The following is a 23,607-nucleotide window of genomic DNA, read 5'->3' on the forward strand; positions in this document are numbered from 1 at the left end:
GCACAAACAAAATTGTTTTTAAGCATCGGTCGAAGGGTACGGATAATGCCCCAGGTAGCCCTGCCACACGACGCGAAAGCCGGACCGACGAAGCCGGAGGTCCGGGCGGTGACACTCGAGAAACTCGCGTTGGAACCGCCGGACCACTTCGTCGACGTCGGCTCCTGTACCGGCTCGATCACCATCGAGGCGGCTCGCCGGGTCGAGCGCGTGACTGCGATCGAGCGCAACCCCGAACGCCTCGAGGTCACGGAGAAGAACCTTGCGGCCAACGAGTACGACGCCGACGTAACGGTGCGTGCAGCCGAGGCGCCCGAGGGCCTGCCCGAAGACGCCGACGCCATGTTCCTCGGCGGCAGTCGCAACTTCGAGGCCGTGCTTGACCACGCCGTCGAGACCGACGTCGACCGGATCGTGATGAACGTCGCCCGTCTGGAGGTCGCCGGCCGGGCCGTCGAGGCCTTCCGCGAGCGCGGTATTCTCGAGGGGGTCGTCCAGTTGCAGGTGAGCCACGGCTACGAACTCGTCGGCGCGACGAGTTTCGATTCACAGAACCCGGTCTACATGGTCGTCGGCCGCCGGGACGCGGAGGGATTGGCGTGACCGTCTACGGTGTGGGGCTTGGCCCCGGCGACGGCGAACTGGTGACCGTCAAGGGTAAGCGCGTCCTCAAGGACGCCGAGATCGTCTACTCGCCCGGTCGCCTCTCGCGGTCGGTTGCACTCGAGTACGTCGACGAATCGAAGATCGGCGACCTCGATTTCCCGATGACTCGCGATCCAGAGGAGTTGCGAAGTGCCTGGAAGGAGGCCGCCGAAGCGGTCGCAGCACAGGCGCGCGAGAAGGACGTTGCGTTCGTCACGCTCGGCGACCCCAACGTCTACTCGACGTTCGGCCACCTTCGCCGGACGCTGGATACCTTCCACCCCGACGTGGACCTCGAGGTCGTCCCCGGCGTGAGCGCGATGACCGCCTTCGCGACGGCGCTGGGCGTCGAGATCGAGTCCGGGACGGGGCTGGCACTCCGGGAGGCTGCCAACGGAGCAGCACCGACGGGCCCCGACAGGATGGTCCTGTTCAAGGTCACCGACGCACCGACCACGTACGAGAAACTGACCGAAGCGGGCTACGACGTTCGCTTCGGTCGGCGACTGTTCATGGAACAGGGCGAGACGATCGTCACCGATGATCCCGAAGAGATCGACGAGCGAGACTACTACACGCTCGCGTATGCGGAGCGGGACGGCCTCGAGCGCGACCTCGCGACGGTGAAGTTCGACGTCGACGAGGGAGCGGAGACGGACGGAGACGCAGCCGCCGAATCGGAGGGCTCGGCATGAGCGACGACGCGGAATCCAGTGACGGTGAGACCCAGTACACCGCGGGTGACGTCCGCGAGGGGATCCCCTTCGTCGGTGCGGGCCCCGGCGATCCGGGTCTGCTGACCGTCACGGGCAAGGGGCTGCTCGAGGCCGCAGACCTCGTCGTCCACGCCGGCTCGCTGGTCAACAGCGAGCTGCTGGACGAATACTGTGCGGATGCCGAACTGGTCAACTCCGTCGGCAAGGATCTCGAGGAACTGATCCCGCTGATGGCGACTGCCTACCACGAGAGTCGGGAGGTCGTTCGCCTCCACAGCGGCGACCCCGCGATCTACGGGGCCGCACTCGAGCAGATGGACGCCCTCGAAGCCGAGGACGTGCCGACCTACTTCGTCCCCGGCGTCACCTCCTCCTTCGCGGCGAGTGCCACCCTCGGGACGCAACTGACGCTGAACGAGGTCGCCAACCACGTGGCGTTCACCCGCCCGCAGGGCAAGACCCTGACCGAGGAGGAAGACCACATCAGCGACTTCGTCGGGATGGGCGACGTGACGACCTGCATCTACCTGGGCACCCACGCGGTTCGCGACACGATGGATCGGCTGCTCGAGGACGGTCACGACCCCGAGACTCCCGTGGCAGTCGTCTACCACGCCTCCTGGCCCGACGAGGACGTGATGACCGGGACGATCGAGACGATCGCCGACACGGTCGAGGGGGCCGGCTATCGCGCCTCCGCGCTGGTCCTGATCGGCGAGGCCGTAACGGGTGCGGGCTACGAACGGTCCTACCTCTACGGCGAGTGGGCGAACCGCTGATCGCCGAGAGCCGACACTGGTACACCGAGTCGACCACGCGTCGGCTACGACCGTTGCCGTGTCCGGAACCGACGCCGGGTGATCGCTGCCCCGTTCGAACGACCACCGGTAACACGGAACAGCGATCCGTATCAAGCCCCCGTTCCATTGGCCGCAAACTGTCTACCGATAATCCATAACAGGTGTAATTATATACAGCCAGTAATTACCGTCTATTAGCACCGGAAATTCGATCATATGGATAATATAATGAGTGAACTTAATCCTTGTGCCGAATCTACCGATGATTGTACAGCAGCGGACACCTGCGAAGCGTGTGGGGGTTCACTCCAGACGGTCGACGGCGAGAAAGTCTGCTCCGAGTGCGGCCTTGTCGACACTGTCGACCAACTCGACCGCGGCCCGGAGTGGCGGCGTTCGGAATCGGAGACGAACGTTCGACGGACGGGTGCACCAGTGGATCGCTCACGGCACGACAATGGGCTGACGACACGGATCGGCTTCGGTCCGGACAGCGACGTGAGCGGCCCGAATGCACGCCAGCTGGTACGCATGCGTCGGCTGCACAACCGTGCACGATTCGCCTCGAAAGCCGAGCGAAACAAAGCGTACGGCTTCACGGAAATTCGACGAATCGTCTCGGCGCTGTCGCTGCCGACGACCGTCAAAGATCAGTCCTGTTCGCTCTTCGATTCGGCACAGACCGAAAACCTGCTCTGTGGCCGATCAATCGAAGGATTCTCGGCCGGCGCGGTGTACGCGGCCTGTCGCGTTCAGTCGATCGCCCGGACGATCGAAGAGGTCGTGACGGTCGCACGAGCCGACCGAGACGAACTGCTCGTGGCCTACGACGCACTCAACCAGGAACTCGGCCTCCCTGTGGGACCGATCTCGCCGCTCGAGTACCTGCCTCGATATGCCACGGCGCTCGGCCTCGACAGCGAGTGTGAGGCGCGCGCCCGGGAGTACGCAAAAGCGTTCGTCGAGTCGGAGTCCCTGGGCGGGAAGAACCCAAGCGGCGTCGCCGCAGCCTGTCTGTACGTCGCCGCCTCCGAGCAGGGCGTCGACGTGAGACAGGCCGATGCGGCCGACGTAGCCGACGTCTCGCGGATGACGATCCACTCGAGGATATCGGAGCTAAAGCAGCTTCGCTATAGTAACAACTGAAACGATTTACACACTGCTCGCAGCAGAGCGGCCAGTACTGACGGAATCTCGCCAGTACTGGCCGCTGAGTCGCGAGCAGGTGTGCAATGACTTTCAGTGGCTACTATAACTTGTTCGGCTTCCGTCGGTGAGTCGGCCACTGCTGAGCGTCAGGTGGGCCACTCGAGGCCCCGCTGCTGCCTAACTTCAAAAGGGAAGAAGGGAACAATAGCGGCATGATCGCCATCGCTGGATCGAAAGGGGGGTGTGGAACGTCGACGGTAACGCTCGGACTCGCCGAAGCGTTCGCCCGTGCGGACACGCCAGCGCTCGCCATCGATGCGGATAGACAGCTCCCGAACCTCCACGTAATGGCTGGTCTCGATCGGGAGCCGACGCTCGCCGAAATCGACGACGGCGTCGATCTTCGTGAGGTCGCCCAACCACACCCGCGATCGCCGACTGTCGGCGTCGTCCCCGCGCCGAAGCCGTCCGATCCGTTCGAATTCGACTCACTCGACGATTACCTCGACGCCGATGGGACACAGGTGTTGATCGACTGCCCCTCCGGTGCCGGCCCGGACGTCGTCGATCCGTTGCGTCAGGCAGCGGGGGTAATCGTCGTCGGTGCAGACACCGAGCGGAGCCTCGAGGCCGCAGAAACGACGATCGAGATGGCTCGTCGACTCGGCGTCCCCGTCTACGGGGCCGTTCTGAACCGCCGTTCAGAAATCCCATCGCGGGCGACCCGCTGGGAGGGCGTCCCACTGTTAGGCTGTGTTCCCGATCGGACATCGCCACTGGTGAACGACGAGGTCACAGCGGCGTTCGACGAAATCGTCGAGCGACTGTCTGCCCAGTCGCCGGTCGACCGAGCACCACCGGCGTTCGCCGGCGATCGACTGCCCACCGGGACGAACGAACTCGACCGCCGACTCGGTGGCGGGATCCCTGCCGGATCCGTCGTTGCACTCGTAGCCGATCCGGCCAGCCAGGCAGAACAGCTCCTCTATCGCGCCACCGACGTCCGCGGAACGCTCTACCTCTCGACGGAACGATCGCGCAACGGCGTCCGTCGCGCGATGGAGTCTGCGTCGGTCACATCGGGTGCCCCTACGATCAGGAGTGTAACCGGTGAAGACGCGCTCGAGGAGGCGACCGCGCTGATCGAGAAGCTCCCGGACGCGGCGAATCTGATCGTCGACCCGATCGACGGGTTAGAGAGACGAAACAGGTCGGCGTACGTCTCGTTCCTCGACGCGCTTACGGCGCGGATAGACGAGACCGACGGCCTCGCTATCTTGCACTGTCTCGACGACTCCCCGAATCGATCGGCAACGCTCCGCGCCGCCGATGCGGTGTTCGAACTCGAGGCCGTTGCGCCCGGCGTCGGCACCGACGTCGAACACTACCTGACGGTGCCCAAGTACCGTCCGGACGCGGGATTCACCGAAACGATCGAACTCGAGTTCGCCGACCGAAACGGCGTGGCGCCGATCGAATCACCGCCGAACCCGAACGAAGAGAACCGATGACCGAGCTTCCATACGAGTCACTGGTCGGCGTTTCGTACGGCCTGCTGACTGGATTCGTTCCCGCCATACTAGTCGGACTGACCGCGATCGGCGCGACCGTCTTTCGGAACCGTCCGCTTCCCGCCGGTGCCGGCGTCGTCACCGTCCCGGTCGCGGTCGCACTCACCGTCGCGATGGGCGTCATCGACCCAGGAGCGGGCCTCTCACACGGGTATCGGTTCTCGATGGTGGCGATCGTCACCGGCCTGCTCGGCGTCGTCGCGGTGAGCTACGGTAACCGGATCGCCACCGAATTTCCACAGGACCGGACGGTTCCGATCGTCAGGGGACAGGTCCTCTCGGCGGACGCGATCGACGCCGTCGACGCGATGGGGCACGTGACGATCCGTCCGACCGGTTCGATCCGCGAGTTCGAGGGCTACCCGCCGTTACCCCCCGCGCTGCGCACCGCCCTCGAGGACGGTGCCTGGCGGTTCCCGGCCGACCTCCAGCTCTCGGAACTGGAGCGTCGGCTCGAGTGTCGTCTCGAGGCCGAGTACGACCTCTCGCTCGTCGGGGTCTCGATCGACGGACGCGGCCGGGCGACGATCGCTGCTGCCCCACCGGCCAAAGGTGTGGCCACGACGCTCCCGGCGGGAACCCGGGCGGTGACGGTGTCCGGACTCCTCCCGACCGGGATCGAACCCGGCGACACCGTCGCGGTCGAGACCGGTGAAACTGCCGTCCGCGCGACGGTGCTCTCGGTCGGGACGGAGGTCGACGGGTCGGATCCGGCCGAGGAGCGTCGATCGGACGCCGACACCCTCGCGACGACCCATCGAACCGCGGATCTCGGTTTCGACGGTGGAGAGGGGCAACTCACGGTCGCCGTCGAGACGTCCGACGCCGGACGGTTGCTCGAGGGAACGAGACACCGTATCGCAGTCCTGCCGAATGGTGACAACCACGAGTTCGAGGTGGCAGCGCTCCTTGAAGCGGCCGGTCAGCCCGTAACCGTGATCGACGGTCCCGATGCCGATTCGATCACATCCATGGAGGTGCTCGGGGTGCACGACGACGAGGGGTGGCAGTTCGCCGTCGGTGACGAACACGCAACCGGGGGAGATCGGGCGTTCGTCGCAGGACCCAAGCAGGTGGTGAGCGAGTGATGCTCGACCGTCTGGACCTCATCGGGCTGTTGCGAGAGGCCGCAATCGGCGTCGCCGGCACGACGCTGGTAGCGGCAGTCGTCGGCCTGCTTGTGGCAGCGGGATACCGGTGGATGACGACCAGGGCATCCCCGGACGGGATGCCAGTTCTGGTCGGCCTCTCGGTAGTTACCGGCTACCTCTGGTACGTCGTTCTCGGCTCGAGCACCCTCGTCGGAGACGTTCCCCTCGATCACCAGTTCAGCGCTGGCTATCTGCTCGCGGTGTTCGCGAGTAGTGGGTTCGTCGCGTCAGCCAGTGGCCGCCTCGGCGACCGAATCGCCTGTCAGGTCGTCGACCTCACGAGAATCGACGAACGCGGTGAGGCGGCCGACGCGGTTCGATCCGCGAGGCTCGCCATCGACGTCGGGCTTCCCGAGACCATCGAAGACGCGGACGGCTATCGGCCGATCGATGCGTCGGTGCGTCGATCGCTGTCCGGAACGACCGTCAGGCTACCACACGGACTCGCCGTCTCGGAGCAATCCAACCGGATCGAACGCCACCTCGAGCGCGACTACGACGTCGGGTACGCCAACGTCACGATGGCAGACGATGGAACCGTCGACCGCGTCCTCGTCGGCCACCGACCCACCGGCCTGGGTTCGATGCTTCCGCCACGGACCGTCGCGCTCGCGATCAGCGCCGATCCCGCACACGACGCGACCCTCGGCGATCCAGTCGAGATCTGGTCGGCCGAGGAGGAGAGCCGACTGGTCGCGACCGGGACACTCCGGAGCGCCAACGGTTCGATCGCGACGGTCATCGTCGACGCCGACGCCGCAGCTTCGCTCTCGGCCGACGAACGCTACCGACTGGTCACCCGTCCCGACGATCCAACCGACGGGTACGAATTCGCCTCGACACTCCGGACGGTCGACGAGACGGTCGATGCAACGACCGTCGAACCCGACGGACCACTCGATGGCGAGTTCGCCGGCTGGTTACCCGGACAGGTGCTCGTTATCGACCGCGACGGCGACCTCCTCACCCTCCCCGACGACAGCGAAACGCTGACCGCGGGTGATGAGCTCTGGCTCCTCGCCTCTCCGGACGACCTGGAAGCGTTCGACGGCGCGCCGGCCGACGGAGAGCCGACCGGATCGGTGTAGAAGTTTAAATTTCGGTACGATCACAGTAGCAGTATGGTGGAGGTCGAGACGAACGCCGAACGGACGAGGGAGGTTACGAGAGTCGCGGTCGTGGTCAGGAACACGCAGTCGACGCCACAGACCGTCCGTCTGCGAAGCCTGCTCGACGGCCCCGTCTGGCCGCCACGCCGTAACGGCGTCGTCGATCCACGGTGGAACGACGGCGTCTGGGAGACGACGATTCGACCGGATCGCAGCCGCGGCATCGGTTTCGCCAGCCCGGCGCAGCCGGTCGATCCCGCAGTCGAGGTCGTCTCGAGTGACCGCCGCGTGGCCGTCGGCGATCGGACACCGGAGACGGTGCTCGCCGACCTCGACGACTGGCGCCCGACGAACGAGGTGCTCGAACGAGAGCGATGATCGTCGCCGTCTCGGGAGGAAAAGGCGGCGTCGGCAAATCGACGACGGCGTGGAACCTCGGCCGCGAACTCGACGCCGTCGTCGTCGACGCCGATCTGGCGACCGCCGACCTCCCACCAGGTACTGGCCCCGACCTCCACGACGTCCTCGCCGGCCGCGTCGAGCCGGTCGACGCGATCGAAGACGTCGGTCCGGTGACGCTCCTCCCCTGTGGGCGAACGCTCTCTGGAGCCCGTGCGTCGAACCTCGAGGAACTCGGTCGGGTACTCCGACGCGTCGAACGGGAGTGGGGGCGCGTCGTCGTCGACTGTCCCGCGGGACTCGCCCGTGACGTCGGAATCGAACTCCGGAACGCCGACCTCGCAGTGCTCGTCACGACGCCGAACGAGGCAGCACTGGTCGACGCGTTCCGGGCGTACAGACTCACAGAAGCGCTCCAGACGCCGGTCGCATCCGCCGTTCTGAACAAGACCGACCGCGAGGCCCACGAGGAGGTCGCTGACCGACTCGGTCGAGCACTCGGCGTCGAGATAACGCGCGTCGATCGTCAACAGGCGGTCGCCGACGCACAGGCCCGGTGGATGCCAGTCCGCGATCACGCGCCCGACGCACAGGCAGTCGAGGCGTTCCGATCGGTCGCGGACCGACTCGAACGAGCACAGGCACGGCTCTCCGGACGCTCCACTTCCGGCTGAACACAATCCTGAGAGACTGTAGAACTCATACTACTGGACAACAGTCAGTGAACACTCGATCGCGCCGTGACCGGCCATCGGACTCGCTGACGGCCGGTCGCGTGCGATCGATGGGTGAACCGTTTTCTCCGGCAGTATCAGTACAGCAGTCCGGAGGCGCTCAGTTTTCGAGCGACTCGAGCAAGCGCTCCGACGTCACCTCGCCGTCGTTCACCGGCGCCGAGCGACGGCGGCGAGCGCGAGCGCAACCGCGAGGACGGCAGCAACGGCGGTGAGTCCAGGGATACTGTCGTCGTCGGCGCCGGCATCGTCACCGGTTGCCATCGCAGCGCTGTCGCCAGCCGCTTCGACGGCGACACTGACCTCACGCTCGTCGTCCGGCGACGCGATTCCGACGGTGACGTCGCCGTCGGTGTCGAACGTGACGTCGAACTGGATGGGTTCGGAATCGCCCGAATCCAGCGTGACTGTCTGCGTGTCCTGAACCTCGCCGTCGATCCTGAGCTCGAGTTCGGCGTCGTCCTCGCCGCCGCCGACGTTCGTCACCGTTGCCGAAACCGTCTCCTGCTCACCCTCCTCGACCGACTCGGGGGCGTCGAGGTCCTCGATTTCGAATTCGGCCGGCTCGAGAATCTCGACGATACCAGTCTCCGTCTCGTTGTGCCGTTCGACGACGTGCGTCGCCGTGCCCTGCTCGTCGTGTGCGTAGCTGATCGGGTCGGCCGAGCCGTCGGCGTCGATCTCGACGACCTCCGTCGCGACGCGGTCGCCGTCGACGCGGAGTTCGACGGTCTCGAGGACAGGCGTGTCGAGGTCGGTCGCGAACTCGAGGCCGATCTCGTACTCGCTGCCTTCGGCGGCTTCGTCGGGGAGTTCGATCGCCTCGAGGGAGACGTTTTCGGCGTCGACGACGGTCAGTTCACCGTAAGGCTCGTCGTCGACCGTCACGGTTCCGGACTCGGCTGCGGTCCACTCGATTGACTCGGTCGTTTTTTCGTCGGCCCCGAGCTGGAGCTGCGTCGAGGTGACGTCTTCGTCACCCACCGCAACGCTGACGCGTTCGGAGCCGGGACCGCCGGTGTTCTCGTAGGTCGCATCGAGGCCGACGGTCGTGCCCTCGACGGCAGCCTCGACGTCGAACTCGGCGTCGACGAACGCGATGTTCGGCGGCTCGAGCACTTCGACGGTAACGGTATCGCTCTCGCCAGCGACGGTCGCCGTGATCTCGGTCTCACCGACCGAGTTCGCCTCGAGCACCCCCTCCGAGACGGACGCGACGGCTGCTTCGGAGTCGTAGTCGGCGACCTCCGAAGCGGTAACCGTCGAGCCGTCGTCGAGCGTGAGTTCGACGGTGACGGGAGTCGTTTCGCCCTCGCCGATGGCGGATTGGGAGACCGACAGGTCGACGGCTTCGACCTGCCACTCGAGGACCGGATACTCGTCGGTGGCCGTCCAGAAGTTGTCGAAGTCGAAGTCCACGTTCCGTTCGGCGTCGGCACCCGTCAGTTCGGTGGTTCGAAGACCGGTTCCGAAGTCGCTATCTTCACCGGTCGAGTCGAGAGCGGAGCGCCTCGTGTCGTAATAGACGTTCGAGACGGTCCCATCACTCACGTACCTGGAATGGTATTCGGCGCCGACCAACGCCCCGGTCGTATCATCGCCAGTGACGTCCACGGCGACGTATCCGTCGCTGACGGGACCGGCGAACCAGCCGACCAGACCGCCGACCTCACTCTCTCCCGAGACGGTGCCAGTTACGTAGCTGTTTCTCACTCCGTCGTCTGCATTGTTCCACCCGATTAGTCCGCCCACTCGATCGTTCCCTTCCACAGTCACAGTTGCGTACGAGTGGACGATCGATTGCTCGCTGTTGTCGCCGACCAGTCCACCGACATACTCGTCGCCGGTCACCTCGACGTCGGCCATCGACCGTTCGATCGTGGCGCCCTCATCTCCGCGAGCGACGAGACCTGCCGTCCAGCGGTCCTGTCCCTCGACGGACCCGGTCACCGAGACTGACTTGATCGTGCCGTGGTTGTCTGCAACGGCGCCGGCAACGTTGCGATCACTGCTGAACACATCGACGTTCTCGAACCGAACGTTCTTGATTGTGCCATCGTTCTCACCGAACGGGGCCACGTGAGATTCGCCGGGTCGGTCGATAGCGAGGTCAGTGATGGTGTGACCCTGTCCATCGAACGTGCCACTGAACGGCGTTCTCGTTCGATCCCCGTACTCGCCATCGCCGATCGGTTCGAAGCCAGCGCCAGCGTTCCAGCGGTCGGTTTCACTGGCGTCGATATCGTTCCCGAGAACGTAGTGGGCCTCGAGATCCTGGTTCATCGCCTGTAACTCTTCGACAGTGGTTATGACGTAGGGGTCGTCTTCGGTACCGTCACCGTCCAGCGATTCCAGTTCAGCGGCCTCGTCGGCGGCTGCCGAGCCGGCGAGGACGAGACCGATCCCGAGTGCGACGACTACGAGAGCCACCAGTCGCGTCCCGTCGTCCGTAATCAGCGGGGCCATCACCCGGTTTGATTCCCGACCGTACTTATTGTTTTACGGCAATGATTGCCACGGAGTAACAGTAATCATGGCTGATCCTGGTCGCCAGTTACTGCCGTGACGACAAGCGGAGCCACTGAACGCCACCGCACCCCTGCTCGCACCAGTACGCCTCACAGTAGTCGTCGGTGAACGTCAGTTCGGTGTCACTCGTTTCGACGGCCACGATCTCGTACTACCGGACAAAACGGTTCACCCATCGATCGCACGCGACCGGCCGTCAGCGAGTCCGACGGCCGGCCACAGCCCGATCGAGTGGGTACTGACTGTTGTCCAGTAGTATCAGCTCCCGACGCGCTCGCGAACTCGGTTCGTCCGCTACGTCGAGGACACGAAGCCGTCGGTCTCCGGCGGCTCGACGACCACGACCGGCTCACCGTTTTCGTCCGGCAAGAGCACCAGCCTGAGACGCTGCGTCCCGGTACCGCCGAGTTCCGTCGTCCGGTTGTCCGTCGGGTCACGGTAGACGATTCGCTGATCGACGAGCTCCTCGTTCGTGGTCCCGTCGTCCAGGACGTATCTGGCGATACTCGCGTCTGCCTCCTCGAGCGGCTCGATCTCGACGTGTGAGACGCCTTCGGTCGTGAGCGACCGCGCCGGGATCGACACCTCGACGACCCGCTGTGGATCCGGGTGTCCCGTCGGCGAAAGTTCCTCGTGCTCCGCTAACGCGACGGCGTTCCGCTCGATGTCGGCAATCGCCGTCTGCACCTGCCGTTCGGTGTTGTCGCTTCCACCGGCGTCGATCGCGACCGCGGCGAGCGACAGGATTGCCACCGTGAGTAAGGCTGCCAGCACGTAGCGGATCATGAAAGCCGGGACCGGAGTGCGTCGAGCAAGCCGTCGTTCGTTCCGCCATCACCCTCCGAACGGGCTGGTTCAGACGGCTCGTCCTCCTCGAGTGCTGAGTCGACTGCCGACTGGTTCGCGGTGGACGACGGTCTGTCTACACCGTCGTCGACGGTCGCTCGTGACCCGCGATCCGAGCCGAAGAGCTCGCTCACTGACTGCTCCGGCGTCGGTTTCCCGGCCTCGCCTGCCTCGAACCCGAGCGTGACGCTCTCGTCGCGTTCGGTACCGACAGACCCGTTGCGTTCAGCGACGGTCTCTTCGTCACGTTCTCGCTCGCCCTCGAGAATCCCGCCCTGAAGGTCGTCGAGTTCGACCTCGAGCGCCTCCATCCGACGCTCGAGTCGGTCGACCGTCGCGACCGCCGTGGCTGCCTGTCGCTCCACGTCGTCGTTGATCGACTCGACGTTCCCGACGTATCCCTCGATCGACTGGACCGCGGCCTCGAGATCGGCGAGTCGGCGCTCGTGCTCCTCGAGACGCGTTTCGAGTGTCGAGACAGTCTCCGACAGTGAGGCCAGCGTCGCCAGTTCGTCGAGCGCCACGTCGCCGTCGACGACGACGCGCTCGACGGCCGACAGACGCTGCTCGAGCCGATCGACGTCGGTCATATCCCTGCTTTCTGCTCGATCACATTTAAACCTCGACAGCGCCGCGATCCGACGTCGACGTCAACCGATTCGGTGATATCGACGTCGGTGTCCGACCGTCACTCGAGTCCTGCCACTTCGCGTGCACTCGGGCTTCCTCCACCGTGTGGCGTATCACGGAACCGGATCTGTGCGGCGTGGATCGTCTCGGTTGCGTCGTCGATCACGACCACCTCCCCGGGATCGGTCGGCAGTCGCTCGTCGAGCGAGTCGTTCATGTACGTCGGCTGGGCGGTCGACAGCGCCTCGAGGTCTGCCTGTGCGGTCAGGCGGTGAGAGATCAACACGTCGGACTGTGAGATCGCGATCTCGGAGACAGCGCTCGGTCGCTGGGTCGCGAGCACGAGGCTGACTCCCGGGGCGCGACCGCGCGTGAGGATCGTGTGCAGCGCCGACTCCGCGACGCCGTCGAAGAACGTGTGGGCCTCGTCGATCAGGAGCCACGGGAGCCGATCGATCGTCTCGTCAACCCGCGCACGGTAGAGCGCTTCACCGATGCCGCGACAGACCGCGTTCATCGGTGCCGTGTCGAGTCCGGAGACGTCCACGACGGAGACGGCCGTGCTGGCCAGAGTTTCGGCATCGAGGCCGTCGGGATCGAACACCCCCCACGACTGGGCTAGCGAGACGTGGTTGCTCGCCGCCCGTCTGTCGACGTCCGGTGCATCGGCCTCCTCGATGTGCACCTGCATCTCCTCGAGCGTTCGCGTTTCCTGTGCTGCCTGCCAGACGAGCCCGCCAGCGCCGCTCTCGGGTGACAGACCGAGCAGTGCACACCACGACCGGGGATCGAGCACGTCGGCCGAGATCGCCGGCTCCGTGATGAGCTCGACGGGAACCGGTTCTCCGTCTGCTGGATCGTCGAGCGTCGAGAAGACGCCCATCGGGTCGACGATCACCGGTGCGACCCCTGGTGCGCGCGCGAGTTCCTCCGCTACGACACCCAGCGTGAACGACTTGCCGTAGCCGCGTTTGCCGACGATCAGCATCGCGTGGGGTCCGTCCAGGTCGACGTACAACTCGGCACCTTCGCTGCCGTCGAGTGCGCGATACCGGCCCAGATGTCCCACCTGCGTCGGTTCGGCGTCGACCCCCCGACCGATGACAAAGCTCATACCGATGCTTGCCCCGCGGTCGTACTTTAACTTTTGAGTCAAAATTTAAGTTAGATGGTGGGACCAACTGGGGCATGGGTACTGATCAACGAACTGAACCGACGAACCGCTCGCCCAGATTCAGCCGATCGTTAGCCGACGACGACCGTGCGATCGAAGGGTTGCCGATCAGACTCGTGATCGCGTTGATCGTCGGTGTAGTCTCACTCGGGATCATGATGCAGATCCTGGGTGGAATCGATACGTTCGAAAGCGATACCGAAGTAGAGGTCGAGTTCGAAAGCGCGGAGCTCGACCTTTCTGACGGCGACGATACGAGCGCCTTCAGCGTGTACGTCGTCGACGAAGACGGGAACAACGTCACCGATGCGAGAGTCATCGCGACGGCGGGCGACGCGCGGATGGACGGCGCGATAGTAGAACACACTGGAGAGGATTCTAACGAAGCAGAGTTCACGTTCGCAGACGAGAACATCCGACTCGCACCAGATCAGGCCGTTGGCACCATCGAATTCGAAGTTCGGCCACCCACGGGCACGGACTGGACGGACGACGAAGCAAACGACGAGCTACTGGTGGTCGAATAACGGTCGTCGTGAGGCGGGATCAGGACACCGTGAACCGTCTCGCGGCCCCATCGGGGTCGCAGTCTCGCCAGACGTGACCGACGGCGACCGGAGCACCGCTCCACCTCGCGTCGATGCGTACCGTCGACGACCACATTTTTGAGAGGCAGGGGTCGTGAAGACTGTCGCATCGCCTCTCGTACTGGTGTATAATTTTAAACCAGAGACCGATCCCAGATAGAGCATGTCACTGGAGGGGGGCGCCCGTTCGATTCACGACTTCCTCTCGACGATCGGTCTCGACGGCCTGCTCGGCGACGACGATTCGACTGGACACTGTGACTGTGAGCTAGCGTTCGACGACCGCACGCTCCTCGTCGACGCCTCGGCGTGTAGCGGCGATCTCGTCCAGTCGGCGGACTGTCGCCAGTCCGTCGTCGAGGCACTCACAGCGCGCGAGGCGGAGGCGATCGTCGTCCATTCGAACGGGTTGAAACACCGATACGACGGCGACGGGGCGTCGATTCTCGGCGCAGCCGGCCGATTCGTCGAACTGCTCGGGGACCGAGACGACGTCCTCGCACGCGACGTCGCCCGGGACCCCCTCGGTGCGGCCAGAGGACTCGAGTCGAGAGTCGACGTGATTGGTGACGTGGCCGTCGAGTCCGGACTGCTCGAGGCCGTCGGCACGGCCACGGACTATCCCGACGCGTTCTCCCCGCTCGTCGGGTTAGCGATCGCGTACTACTACGTCGATCGATCGATCGACGAGACGGCCAGGCTCGTCGACGTTAGGGAGCTCGAATCCGGGAGTACGGTCCGAGTCTACGAACGTGAGGGGCAACTCCCGTTGTACGCACTCGACGTCGTCGACCTCACGCTGTCGCCGGAACGACACGAGCTGCTCGTCGACGGCTACGAGGCGATCGCCGAGGGATGGGTCGACGGCGACCGGGCGCCGTCGCGGGCGATCGAGTACGTCTCGGAGGAGCCGGTCGACCCGACGGTGACGTCGATACTCGAGAAACACACCGACGGCTACGGTATTTTAGAGGATCTGTTCGCCGATCCGGACGTGACCGACGTCTACGTCACCTCGCCGGTGGCGGCGAACCCGCTGCGGGTCGAACTCGACGGGATGGCGATGGAGACGAACGTCCACCTCACCGAAACCGGAGCGAAGGCGCTCGCCTCGCGGGTCAGGCGGACCAGCGGTCGGGCGTTCTCACGGGCGAAGCCGACGATCGACGCGACCGCGTCGCTGGCGAACGGCCGAGGACTCCGGATCGCTGGCGTCACGGATCCGGTCGCCGCGGGTATCGGCTTCGCCTTCCGTGAACAGTCGGACGACCGCTTCACGTTGCCGGCGCTCGTCGCCAACGACACGATGCCGCCCGAGGTGGCGGGCTTCCTCTCGACGGCGATCGAGCGGAACGCGGCCGCGCTGATCGCCGGCACCCGTGGCGCCGGGAAGACGACGCTGCTCGGGACGTTGCTCTACGAGGTACCGCCGGAGACGCGAACGGTGATCATCGAGGACACGCCGGAGCTGCCGGTCGGGCCGCTCCAGTCGGTCGGTCGAGACGTCCAGGCACTCCGGACGGGCACCGGCGACGGTCCGGAGATCAGTCCGGCGGACGCGCTCCGAACAGCCCTCCGCCTGGGCGACGGTGCACTGGTCGTCGGTGAGATCCGTGGTGAAGAAGCGCGCGTGCTCTACGAGGCGATGCGCGTCGGTGCAAACGCGAACGCCGTCCTCGGAACGATCCACGGCGACGGTGCCGCCGACGTCTACGAGCGCGTCGTCTCTGATCTGAAAGTCGAGCCGTCGTCGTTCGGTGCCACCGATCTCGTCGTCACCGTCCAGGCGTACCGGACGCCCGAGGGACGCAGCCGACGCGTCGCCCGCGTCGAGGAAGTGCTCGGAAACGGCGACGAGATCTGGTTCGAGCCGCTCTACGAACTCGACGGAACGCGAGCGGCGCCGACCGGACGGATCGATCGAGGGGAGAGCCAATTCGTGAACGCGATGGCCGGTCCAACCGAGGCGTACGCCGACGTCAGGCGAGCGATCGCCGAGCGAACGGAGCTGATGGAAACGCTCGCAGCGGACGGACGAATCACACCGGCGGAGGTCGCCGCCGAGTACACCACCCGGAGGTGACGACTGTGTCACTCACGACGACGGCCGTACACGTCCTCGCCAGGTTGTATCCCTACGACGTGGAGGCCAGCGACGAACTCGTCGAATCGATCCGGTTCATCGAGGCCCCGTACGAGGCCGAGACGATCGTCAGGGCGGGGTACGGTGCCGGAGTGGTCGGTGCACTCGTGCCGCTTCCCCTGCTGTTGTACGACGTTCAGGTATTCTTCGTCGCGGTGTTCGTCCTCACCGGATCGCTCGCAGCGGTCCACGCCGTCCACTCGTGGCCACACCTGGCAGCGGCGTTTCGCCGGACTGAAGCGCTGGGGGAGACGCCGAACCTCATCGGCCGTGCGGTGTTACGGATGCAGATCCAGCCGTCGCTCGAGAACGCCGTGCGGTTCGCCGCGCGAACCGGCAACGGACCACTCTCACGGAGTCTCGGCGCCCATTTCAATCGAGCGAAGGGGACCCCCCACGCCGGACTGCTGTCGTTCGCCGAAGAGTGGGCGGAGTACTTTCCGGCGCTCCGGCGGTCGTCGACGCTTCTCGCGACTGCACAGGACGCTCCAGAGGGCGAACGCGGTCGCACGCTCGACCGGTCGCTGTCCGCGATTCTCGATGGGACCCGCAGCCAGATGGCCGAGTTCACGGCGTCGATCCGGGCGCCGACGACCATGCTCTTCGCGTTCGGCATCCTGCTACCGCTCGCGCTCATCGCGCTCGTGCCCGCAGCCCCGCTGGCCGGAGTCAACCTCAACATCTGGATGTTCGTCCTCCTCTACAACATCGTGTTACCGCTCTCGCTGATCGGCGCGGCACTGTGGCTGCTCGTCCGCCGGCCGGTCGCGTTCCCGCCGCCGAAAATCGACCGGGACCATCCGGCGCTACCGAACCGACTCTGGCTGCGATCCGGATGGGGGATCGTCGCCGGTGGCGTCGTCTACGTCACGGTAGCGGCGTTCGGCCCAGCGTATCTCTCGACGGTCGTCGCGTTCGGTGTCGGCCTCGGAGTCGCGTTACTTTCGGTTTACAGCCCGATCCTCACACTGCGTCACTACGTCAGAGACGTCGAAGAACACCTGACGGACGCCCTGTACATCGTCGGGCGACAGGTCGCCGAGGGAGAATCCGTCGAATCAGCGATTGAACTGGCCGCCGACCGCGTTCCCGCAGAAACCGGCGAGGTATTCACCCACGCCGCCGGTGTCCAGCGTCGGCTTCACACGAGCGTCGAGGAAGCGTTCCTCGGAACGTACGGGGCGCTTCGGGACGTCCCCAGTCAGCGAGCACACAGCATGGCGGCGCTCCTCGCAATCGCCGGCGACGAGGGGAAGCCAGCCGGTCGAGCGATCGTCTCGATGGCCGACCACCTGGAAGAACTCGAGGAAGTCGAGGCGGAGACGAAACGCGCACTCGTGCAGGTGACGAGCACGCTCGACAACACCGCCGCCTATTTCGGACCGATGGTCGGCGGTGCGACCGTCGGAATGGCAGGGATGCTTACCGAGGAGAGTTTCAGCATGGCCGATGGGTTCGAGGACGCAACGACGCTGGCGGTCGACGGACTCGGGATCGTCGTGGCCGTCTACTTGATCCTCCTGGCGTTCATCATGACACCACTGTCGTACGCGCTTCGACACGGAATGGACCGGACGCTGTTCGGCTATCACATCGGTCGAACCCTGGTATCGTCGATGATCCTGTTCACGCTGACCGTCGCGCTGATCGACGTCGCCATCGTCGATATCGGTTGATCGTGCCCAACAGGGTGGCGATTTTATCTGAAGATGTCGAATGGACCTAGTTCCCAGCTGTTTGAATTTATATACGAACGGGAATCAAACCCGGTATGGATCTGGAGGCACCAGCCGACGCGTGGTACGTCTACGTCGCAGTAGCGATCGTCAGTATCGCGCTCGCTGGCCTCGCGCTGGGAGTCTCGACGGGACCTCCCCCAGACGCAGAACAGGCAGCGAACACCATCGAAGGAGCAACCGCGAGTGAACTCACAGCCAGCGCCTCTTACGACCACGATGCGGACGTGGTCACGATCAACCGCCAGACCATCACCATGGAGAACGACCACGGAACGTCACACGCGAGTTTCTCGTACGGAATCGTCGTCCCAGTGAACGGTGACGAACGGTTGGAGAACCTCGTCCACGGTGCGGAATTTGCAGACGAGTACGAGACGGAACTTCAGGACGGTGATACGCACGCGTTCGCCGTATTCAAACAGGACGTCGAAGCAGCGTTCGACGAGAACACCGGCAACGCCCTCCAGGCGAACGGCGAACTCCACGCCCGACAGCTCACGATCGACGCCGGAATCGACGAACTCGAGCCGTTGTCGGAGTCTGCCGAAGTGGAGGTCACAGAGACCGATAGCTTGCCGGGCGAAGGCGAGATCAGAGACAACGTTCGGGAAGTGACGTTGCGATACGATGGCGTCGAAGGCCGAGACGTTCACTTCGAGGTGACAGGCGACTACGCCGGCTCCGGCGAGTTCGAGGAATCGGACAGCGAACGATTCACGACCGGTTCGGGGGAGATCCCGATCGAGATCAGCTCCTCGAACCTCCGCCAGCCTGGCGACGAACCCGTCACGTTCAGCGTTACGTTCGAGGAAGACGGCGAACTGACCGAAGAGACGTGGGAGGACGACGACCTGGAGATCGACGATCTGGAGGTATGGGAAAACGAAATCGAACGAGAAGTCGAGTTCGATCACGACCACCTGCTAATCGGCCTCAACGACGGAGGGAACTACTATGTCACACTCGTCATCGTCTAGAGCCCAGACCGAGCCGATCGCGGCGATCGTCGCCGTGTCGATGCTCGTCGTCGGTATCGGCATCTACGCGGTGTACGTTCAGGTCACCCTTCCCGGTACGTCGGAATCTACGACCGCCGACCGGGCGATCGATCGTATCTGGGACGAGATCGAAGAAGACGGTGTCTTTCACGCCACCCACGACGGTGACGCCAAACTCTACGATAGAGTCACCGACCAGTCGCTTCCGGCCGGCGCGACCGTCTACGTTCGCGTGACCGCAATCGACGGGGGCGAGGAACGGACGGTCGCGGAGGCCGCCTTCCCGTCGGGATATCCACACGAGACGAGACCGGCAGAGGTCGCCGAACTCGAGCGCTACCTCGAGTCGGAGGGACCACCCGAGGACGCGTCCGTCGCCACGAGAACGATCCCGGTCGCCGTCGTCAGCTCGGCCGAGGTCCGGTCGGGGACGCTCGAGGTGTCGGTATGGTGACCGACGATCGGGCGATCTCGACGGTGATGGACGTCGCACTGGCGCTGCTGATCGTCAGCACGAGCGTGTTACTGATCGGCGTCTACCTCCACAGCGACGACGAGTCGATCGGCGGGGACCGCGGTGATCACGCAATCCAGACGCTGTCCGGTTCGACGGTGACGATCACGTACGATTTGCGAGCCGAGAACGAGGCTGGCAACGCGACGACCGACAGCAAACACTACGACCACCCGGACCTCGACCCCGACGAAATCGGCGAACTCTACCAGATCACGACCTACGGCTCGGCGGCGGATCTGCTCGGCGAGGCTGCGCTGGTGAACCTCCAGATAAACGATACCAAGCCCTTCGCCTACGGGTACGACGTCGAACGGTCGGTCGACGCGGCGATCCGCGATCGGCTGGTCGGCAGTGAGGGCCGAACCTACGCAATTGCAACCTGGGAACCCTACGAAGGAGCGTCGATCAACGGCACGGCCACCGCCGGCGACCGACCACCGCGCACCGCCGACGTTTCGAGTTCGACGATGGCGGTCTCGAGCACCGTTCCTCCGGTCGAGGCGAAGACGCTTGCCGAGTCGTTCGTCGACGGGCAAGAGCGCAGTGCCAGCCGGAGCGGCATCGAAGACGGCTTCGACCTCGTCGGCGAGGACATCGCCCACGCCACGGTCGAGGGCTACTTCCCGCCCGAGGCAACGCAGTACACCCTCGAGTCGACGCTCACCGAGAACTCAATGACGCTGTACAACTACCGAACGCTCGCCGACGCCACCGGGGCCGACGTCGAAGACCACGTGACCGGAACGTCACCCAACGCCATCGCGGCGAACGAAGCACTCGCAGGGACCGCAGGCGACGACGAGGGACTCGCCGCAGTGATCGCCGACGACATGCGCGACAGTCCGGCTGGCGAGCAAATCGAGGAGGCGTACGCCGAACTCGACGACGACGTTCCGACCGAGGAAAAGGTGGAAGCGCTCGAGTCTGAGTTCGACGCGGTCGTCTCGACCGGAACGATCAAGATCACCGTACAAACCTGGGATCGATAATATGAACGTGAACAGTCACCGCTGGCAACCGAACGGAGCCGTACAGGGCCCGAAATAGAACCGATGACAGGCCGTAACCGACCGAATCGGAGCATATCGATTGCAGATGACGACCGCGCACGCATTCCGTTCGCGATGATCGCGGTGTTGTTACTCGTTTCGAGCGTCGGGATCATCGCCGTGCTCGAACAGCGCCCCGATCCGGTGATCGACCGTGACGCTGAACTCGTGCTCGACCGGAGCGTGACCGCCGCACAAAGTGAGCTTCGCACCGCGGTACTCGATGCGACGCACCAGGCGGGCGCAGCACCGATCAACACGACGGCCGGCAGCGATATCGATGCGATTTCGGCTGCCGACGACGACCGTGAGGCGTTCCGAAAGTACGTCAAACTGCTCGTCTACCTCGAAGCCGCCGATCGGTTGCCTGCCGCCGGCCAGTCCGTCGGCCCGGACGCCGAGTCGACAGTGTCACTCCCGCCAGTCTCGAGCGACCCCGGCGACGGCGAGATCGATCCAGACGAGGCCATCGACCGGGTCGACCTCGAGATCGGCTACTTCGACGAGGACGTCGAGCAGGGAACGATTCACGCGACCGTCCACGGCGTCGAATTCGACGGCGTCGTCGGCGGAGAAGAACTCCCGACGGAGACGCGATCGCTCAGCGTCAGCGCAGGCTCGCCGGTCTTCGAACTGCACGAACGGATGACGGAGTACGAAGCACAACTCAACAAAGGATTTTTCGACAGCGAAGGAGCACCCGATGCGACCGACCCCGACGGACTCGGCCAGGAGCTCGCCCTTCGACTGTATCCGATGGCGTACCTGAAAGCGAGCTGGGACCGATTCGGCGAGGAGACTACCAGACCCGAAGATCACGCCTTCGAGGAGGTCATCGATACCGACCACACCGAAGTGCTCGCCAACCACGCTATCTTCTCGGTCCAGGAGGACGTCTTCGGCACCCGCGATCCACACGCCGATCGAACGATGCGTCCCCAGTACGTCTGTACGAGCCTCGACCTCGCCACGACGATCAGCGACGTCGAACTCGAGGCAGACCTGAACGACATGGTTCCGAGCGACAACGTCACGTTCGAAGACGACCTCGAGGAGATCGTCGAACGCGACGAAAACGACACGATAATCGGCTTCAACGAGGAGGTCGACTTCGAAGAGCAGGTGTGTGACGACGGCGGCTTGATCAACGACTGGGTGTTCGGTGACGAAGCGACTGGCGACCTCCCGGACGTGCCACCACTCTCTGACCTCATCCAGGACGGCATCGAGAGCATGGACGCGGCAACCTACGAAATCGAGGTCCCGGTCGATATGGTCGCCAAGGCCACGCTACTCGAGTACCAGGGCGAGAACGTCGTCGACTACCTCGAAGCGGAGGCCGAGCAGATCGAATCCGAGATGGAAGACAGGGAGATGCCGGATGAGTACATGTACGACGTCCCCGACGGCGAGTACGAACGGAGCCCGGGAGACATCGTCGACGAACTCTATCGAATCGACGTGACGACCGACCAGAGCACTTCGTCCGGCCAGCTACCCACGCCCAGCCCACCCGATGGAAGTGACTGGGAACGCGACCGGGATAGCGACTCCGAGTCAGTTCGCGGCGTTGCGAGTGTAGACGTCGATCACACGCCGATCCGAGCGGGCGACAGTTACGATCGAACGATTCACAAACTCTCCGGAACGGCCGCCGTCGAGGTGCGCGTCGTCCACGGCTACAAGGACACCACCGGAAACGAGACGGAATACACGACCGTCTCCACCACCGACACCGTCGACGTCGAGGTGGAGACGACGATCGATGGCTCGTACGGCTTCGACGCAGGGGGCGAGTACTACACCGGAACCAACGAGTTCCCAGTCGCATCGAACCCGATCGAGACCGACTACGGCCACCACGACGACGTGACCTTCGAGACGGGATTCGAGAACGCGCTCGTCGAAGTGACGAGCGCGGAGTCCTACGACACTGCAGAGCGTGACATCGAGAGCGAACTGACCTCTGCACTCGAGTCGAGCGATCCAGACGGCCTCGAATCCGCGGCCGAAGAGAGCGTTCTCGAGCAGTCGAGCACGGTGCTCGAGTCGGACGACGTCATCCCGGGTGAACGGCAGGCCGTGATCGACGCGCTGACCGAAGAGCTCGAAACCGTGCACGGAAATTTCACCGCCGAGTGGAACGACGACCCGCTCCGCGTCGAGGTCGCCGAACTAACCGACGGGGAGACGCCACCGAAGCAGGCAATCGAGGACATTCAGGCCCGATTCGAGGACCAGTACGTCGACGACGGGGGACCGTACGAGACGCCCGAAGAGAAGGCGAAAGCCCAGATTCGGAAGGCGTACTTCGATCGTATCTACTACTGGCTCGGGGAGTTCGACGACGAGTACGACGAGCAACTGGACGCCGTCGAATCCGAACTCGACGATATCGGTGACGGGGCCGGACTCGGCTATCTCGACGACGCACTCGACTTCGTGCAGGGATTCGCGAACGCCGACTTCGATCCCGAGCCGATCGACCTCGAGGGCTCACCAGTACTCGACGACGCCCAGTACGAAGTCTCCGGCTCGCCGACGTACCTGACGACGACCTCGATCAATCGCGAACGTGATTCAGCGATCAGACCGGAAGACGCAGGCGTCCTCGACCTCGAGTTCGACGAGGACGTCCACCACGATCCGATGGCGGTGCAGACGGACAATCGCATGCCGTGGCCGGGACTGCCGGTCGTGTTCGCAATACCGAATAAGTGGTACGCGACGATCAACACCTGGTCCGTCGACGTCAGGGGCGAGTACTCTCGGTTCGAAGTCAGTTCGACCATCGGCGACCCTGCTGACAGCGATCGGCTCACCTACGTCGCCGAACATCGTCCGATAACGGTCGAACTCTCCGACGGCGAAACGGTGCAGGTCGGGAAGAACGAGGCGATCGACTTCGAGACGGAGACGGAAGTGATCGTCGTGATGCCCGGAGCCGTCGTTCAGCGCGGTGGGCCGGTGCCTGCGGTTGCTGATGGCCAGGGATCGCTAGATGGAACCACATTCTGTTCCGAGACCTGGGAAGATGTTGGCCCGAACGCAGAGTCCGATACTTCTATGTGTGATGACCCTCATAGCTGATCTTCATACCCACCTTTCCCGAACAATTTTA

20 protein-coding genes are annotated in these 23,607 nt (G+C 64.5%); 16 read left to right on the forward strand and 4 right to left on the reverse strand.

Features of this window, described 5'->3' with window-relative positions:
* The first annotated feature begins 45 nt into the window (after positions 1-45).
* From cbiT to NMQ09_RS13100, 9 genes are all read left to right on the forward strand, one after another.
* Entirely contained in the window at positions 46-603 is a 558-nt protein-coding gene (cbiT, locus tag NMQ09_RS13060; protein WP_255191021.1) for a precorrin-6Y C5,15-methyltransferase (decarboxylating) subunit CbiT, read from the forward strand.
* Positions 600-1,340, forward strand: a complete 741-nt coding sequence (locus tag NMQ09_RS13065) for a cobalt-factor II C(20)-methyltransferase (protein WP_255191022.1) — start codon at positions 600-602, stop codon at positions 1,338-1,340. Before cbiT ends, NMQ09_RS13065 begins: the two co-directional genes overlap by 4 nt.
* Positions 1,337-2,140, forward strand: a complete 804-nt coding sequence (locus NMQ09_RS13070) for a cobalt-precorrin-4/precorrin-4 C(11)-methyltransferase (RefSeq protein WP_255191023.1) — start codon at positions 1,337-1,339, stop codon at positions 2,138-2,140. The genes NMQ09_RS13065 and NMQ09_RS13070 overlap by 4 nt, the downstream gene beginning before the upstream one ends.
* Before the next feature lie 249 nt (positions 2,141-2,389).
* Positions 2,390-3,307, forward strand: a complete 918-nt coding sequence (locus tag NMQ09_RS13075) for a transcription initiation factor IIB (RefSeq protein WP_425607238.1) — start codon at positions 2,390-2,392, stop codon at positions 3,305-3,307.
* Positions 3,308-3,522: 215 nt separating this feature from the next.
* Positions 3,523-4,821, forward strand: coding sequence for a DUF7125 family protein (locus NMQ09_RS13080; protein WP_255191025.1), 1,299 nt, complete (start codon positions 3,523-3,525; stop codon positions 4,819-4,821).
* A complete protein-coding gene (locus NMQ09_RS13085) occupies positions 4,818-5,969 on the forward strand; it encodes a DUF8167 domain-containing protein (protein WP_255191026.1) in 1,152 nt (383 codons plus the stop codon). The genes NMQ09_RS13080 and NMQ09_RS13085 overlap by 4 nt, the downstream gene beginning before the upstream one ends.
* The gene (locus NMQ09_RS13090; protein WP_255191027.1) at positions 5,969-7,120 is read left to right on the forward strand and encodes a TrkA C-terminal domain-containing protein; all 1,152 of its coding nucleotides are present in this window, start codon (positions 5,969-5,971) and stop codon (positions 7,118-7,120) included. The genes NMQ09_RS13085 and NMQ09_RS13090 overlap by 1 nt, the downstream gene beginning before the upstream one ends.
* Before the next feature lie 33 nt (positions 7,121-7,153).
* Positions 7,154-7,519, forward strand: a complete 366-nt coding sequence (locus tag NMQ09_RS13095; protein ID WP_255191028.1) for a DUF7857 domain-containing protein — start codon at positions 7,154-7,156, stop codon at positions 7,517-7,519.
* A complete protein-coding gene (locus NMQ09_RS13100; protein WP_255191029.1) occupies positions 7,516-8,214 on the forward strand; it encodes a MinD/ParA family ATP-binding protein in 699 nt (232 codons plus the stop codon). The genes NMQ09_RS13095 and NMQ09_RS13100 overlap by 4 nt, the downstream gene beginning before the upstream one ends.
* A 210-nt stretch (positions 8,215-8,424) precedes the next feature.
* Here NMQ09_RS13100 and NMQ09_RS13105 read toward each other — a convergent pair whose 3' ends face one another.
* The 4 genes from NMQ09_RS13105 to NMQ09_RS13120 form a co-directional block, all read right to left on the reverse strand.
* Positions 8,425-10,740 carry a CARDB domain-containing protein gene (locus tag NMQ09_RS13105; RefSeq protein ID WP_255191030.1) on the reverse strand — a complete coding sequence of 772 codons (2,316 nt, stop codon included), beginning with the start codon at positions 10,738-10,740 and terminating at the stop codon, positions 8,425-8,427.
* Positions 10,741-11,097: 357 nt separating this feature from the next.
* The gene (locus NMQ09_RS13110; RefSeq protein ID WP_255191031.1) at positions 11,098-11,589 is read right to left on the reverse strand and encodes a DUF7311 family protein; all 492 of its coding nucleotides are present in this window, start codon (positions 11,587-11,589) and stop codon (positions 11,098-11,100) included.
* A complete protein-coding gene (locus NMQ09_RS13115) occupies positions 11,586-12,239 on the reverse strand; it encodes a DUF7310 family coiled-coil domain-containing protein (RefSeq protein ID WP_255191032.1) in 654 nt (217 codons plus the stop codon). Before NMQ09_RS13115 ends, NMQ09_RS13110 begins: the two co-directional genes overlap by 4 nt.
* Positions 12,240-12,337: 98 nt before the next feature.
* Positions 12,338-13,393: an ATP-binding protein gene (locus tag NMQ09_RS13120; RefSeq protein ID WP_255191033.1), complete on the reverse strand. Its 1,056-nt coding sequence runs from the start codon at positions 13,391-13,393 to the stop codon at positions 12,338-12,340.
* Between the two features lie 74 nt (positions 13,394-13,467).
* Between NMQ09_RS13120 and NMQ09_RS13125 the strand changes: the two genes are divergently transcribed.
* The 7 genes from NMQ09_RS13125 to NMQ09_RS13155 all read left to right on the forward strand — a co-directional run bounded on the left by NMQ09_RS13125 (position 13,468) and on the right by NMQ09_RS13155 (position 23,576).
* Positions 13,468-13,980, forward strand: a complete 513-nt coding sequence (locus NMQ09_RS13125) for a DUF7382 domain-containing protein (protein WP_255191034.1) — start codon at positions 13,468-13,470, stop codon at positions 13,978-13,980.
* 223 nt (positions 13,981-14,203) lie between these two features.
* On the forward strand, positions 14,204-16,123 hold the full coding sequence (locus tag NMQ09_RS13130) for a type II/IV secretion system ATPase subunit (protein ID WP_255191035.1): 1,920 nt from the start codon (positions 14,204-14,206) through the stop codon (positions 16,121-16,123).
* A 5-nt stretch (positions 16,124-16,128) separates the two neighbouring features.
* Positions 16,129-17,859, forward strand: a complete 1,731-nt coding sequence (locus NMQ09_RS13135; RefSeq protein ID WP_255191036.1) for a secretion system protein — start codon at positions 16,129-16,131, stop codon at positions 17,857-17,859.
* A 95-nt stretch (positions 17,860-17,954) separates the two neighbouring features.
* On the forward strand, positions 17,955-18,899 hold the full coding sequence (locus NMQ09_RS13140) for a DUF7283 family protein (protein WP_255191037.1): 945 nt from the start codon (positions 17,955-17,957) through the stop codon (positions 18,897-18,899).
* Positions 18,877-19,374: a DUF7285 family protein gene (locus NMQ09_RS13145; protein WP_255191038.1), complete on the forward strand. Its 498-nt coding sequence runs from the start codon at positions 18,877-18,879 to the stop codon at positions 19,372-19,374. The genes NMQ09_RS13140 and NMQ09_RS13145 overlap by 23 nt, the downstream gene beginning before the upstream one ends.
* Positions 19,368-20,426 carry a DUF7284 family protein gene (locus tag NMQ09_RS13150; RefSeq protein WP_255191039.1) on the forward strand — a complete coding sequence of 353 codons (1,059 nt, stop codon included), beginning with the start codon at positions 19,368-19,370 and terminating at the stop codon, positions 20,424-20,426. Before NMQ09_RS13145 ends, NMQ09_RS13150 begins: the two co-directional genes overlap by 7 nt.
* Positions 20,427-20,489: 63 nt before the next feature.
* Complete coding sequence (locus tag NMQ09_RS13155; RefSeq protein WP_425607239.1) at positions 20,490-23,576, forward strand: DUF7286 family protein; 3,087 nt, start codon at positions 20,490-20,492, stop codon at positions 23,574-23,576.
* Positions 23,577-23,607 lie beyond the last annotated feature (31 nt).

This window comes from Natronobeatus ordinarius, from assembly GCF_024362485.1.
In the GTDB taxonomy this organism is placed as follows: domain Archaea; phylum Halobacteriota; class Halobacteria; order Halobacteriales; family Natrialbaceae; genus Natronobeatus; species Natronobeatus ordinarius.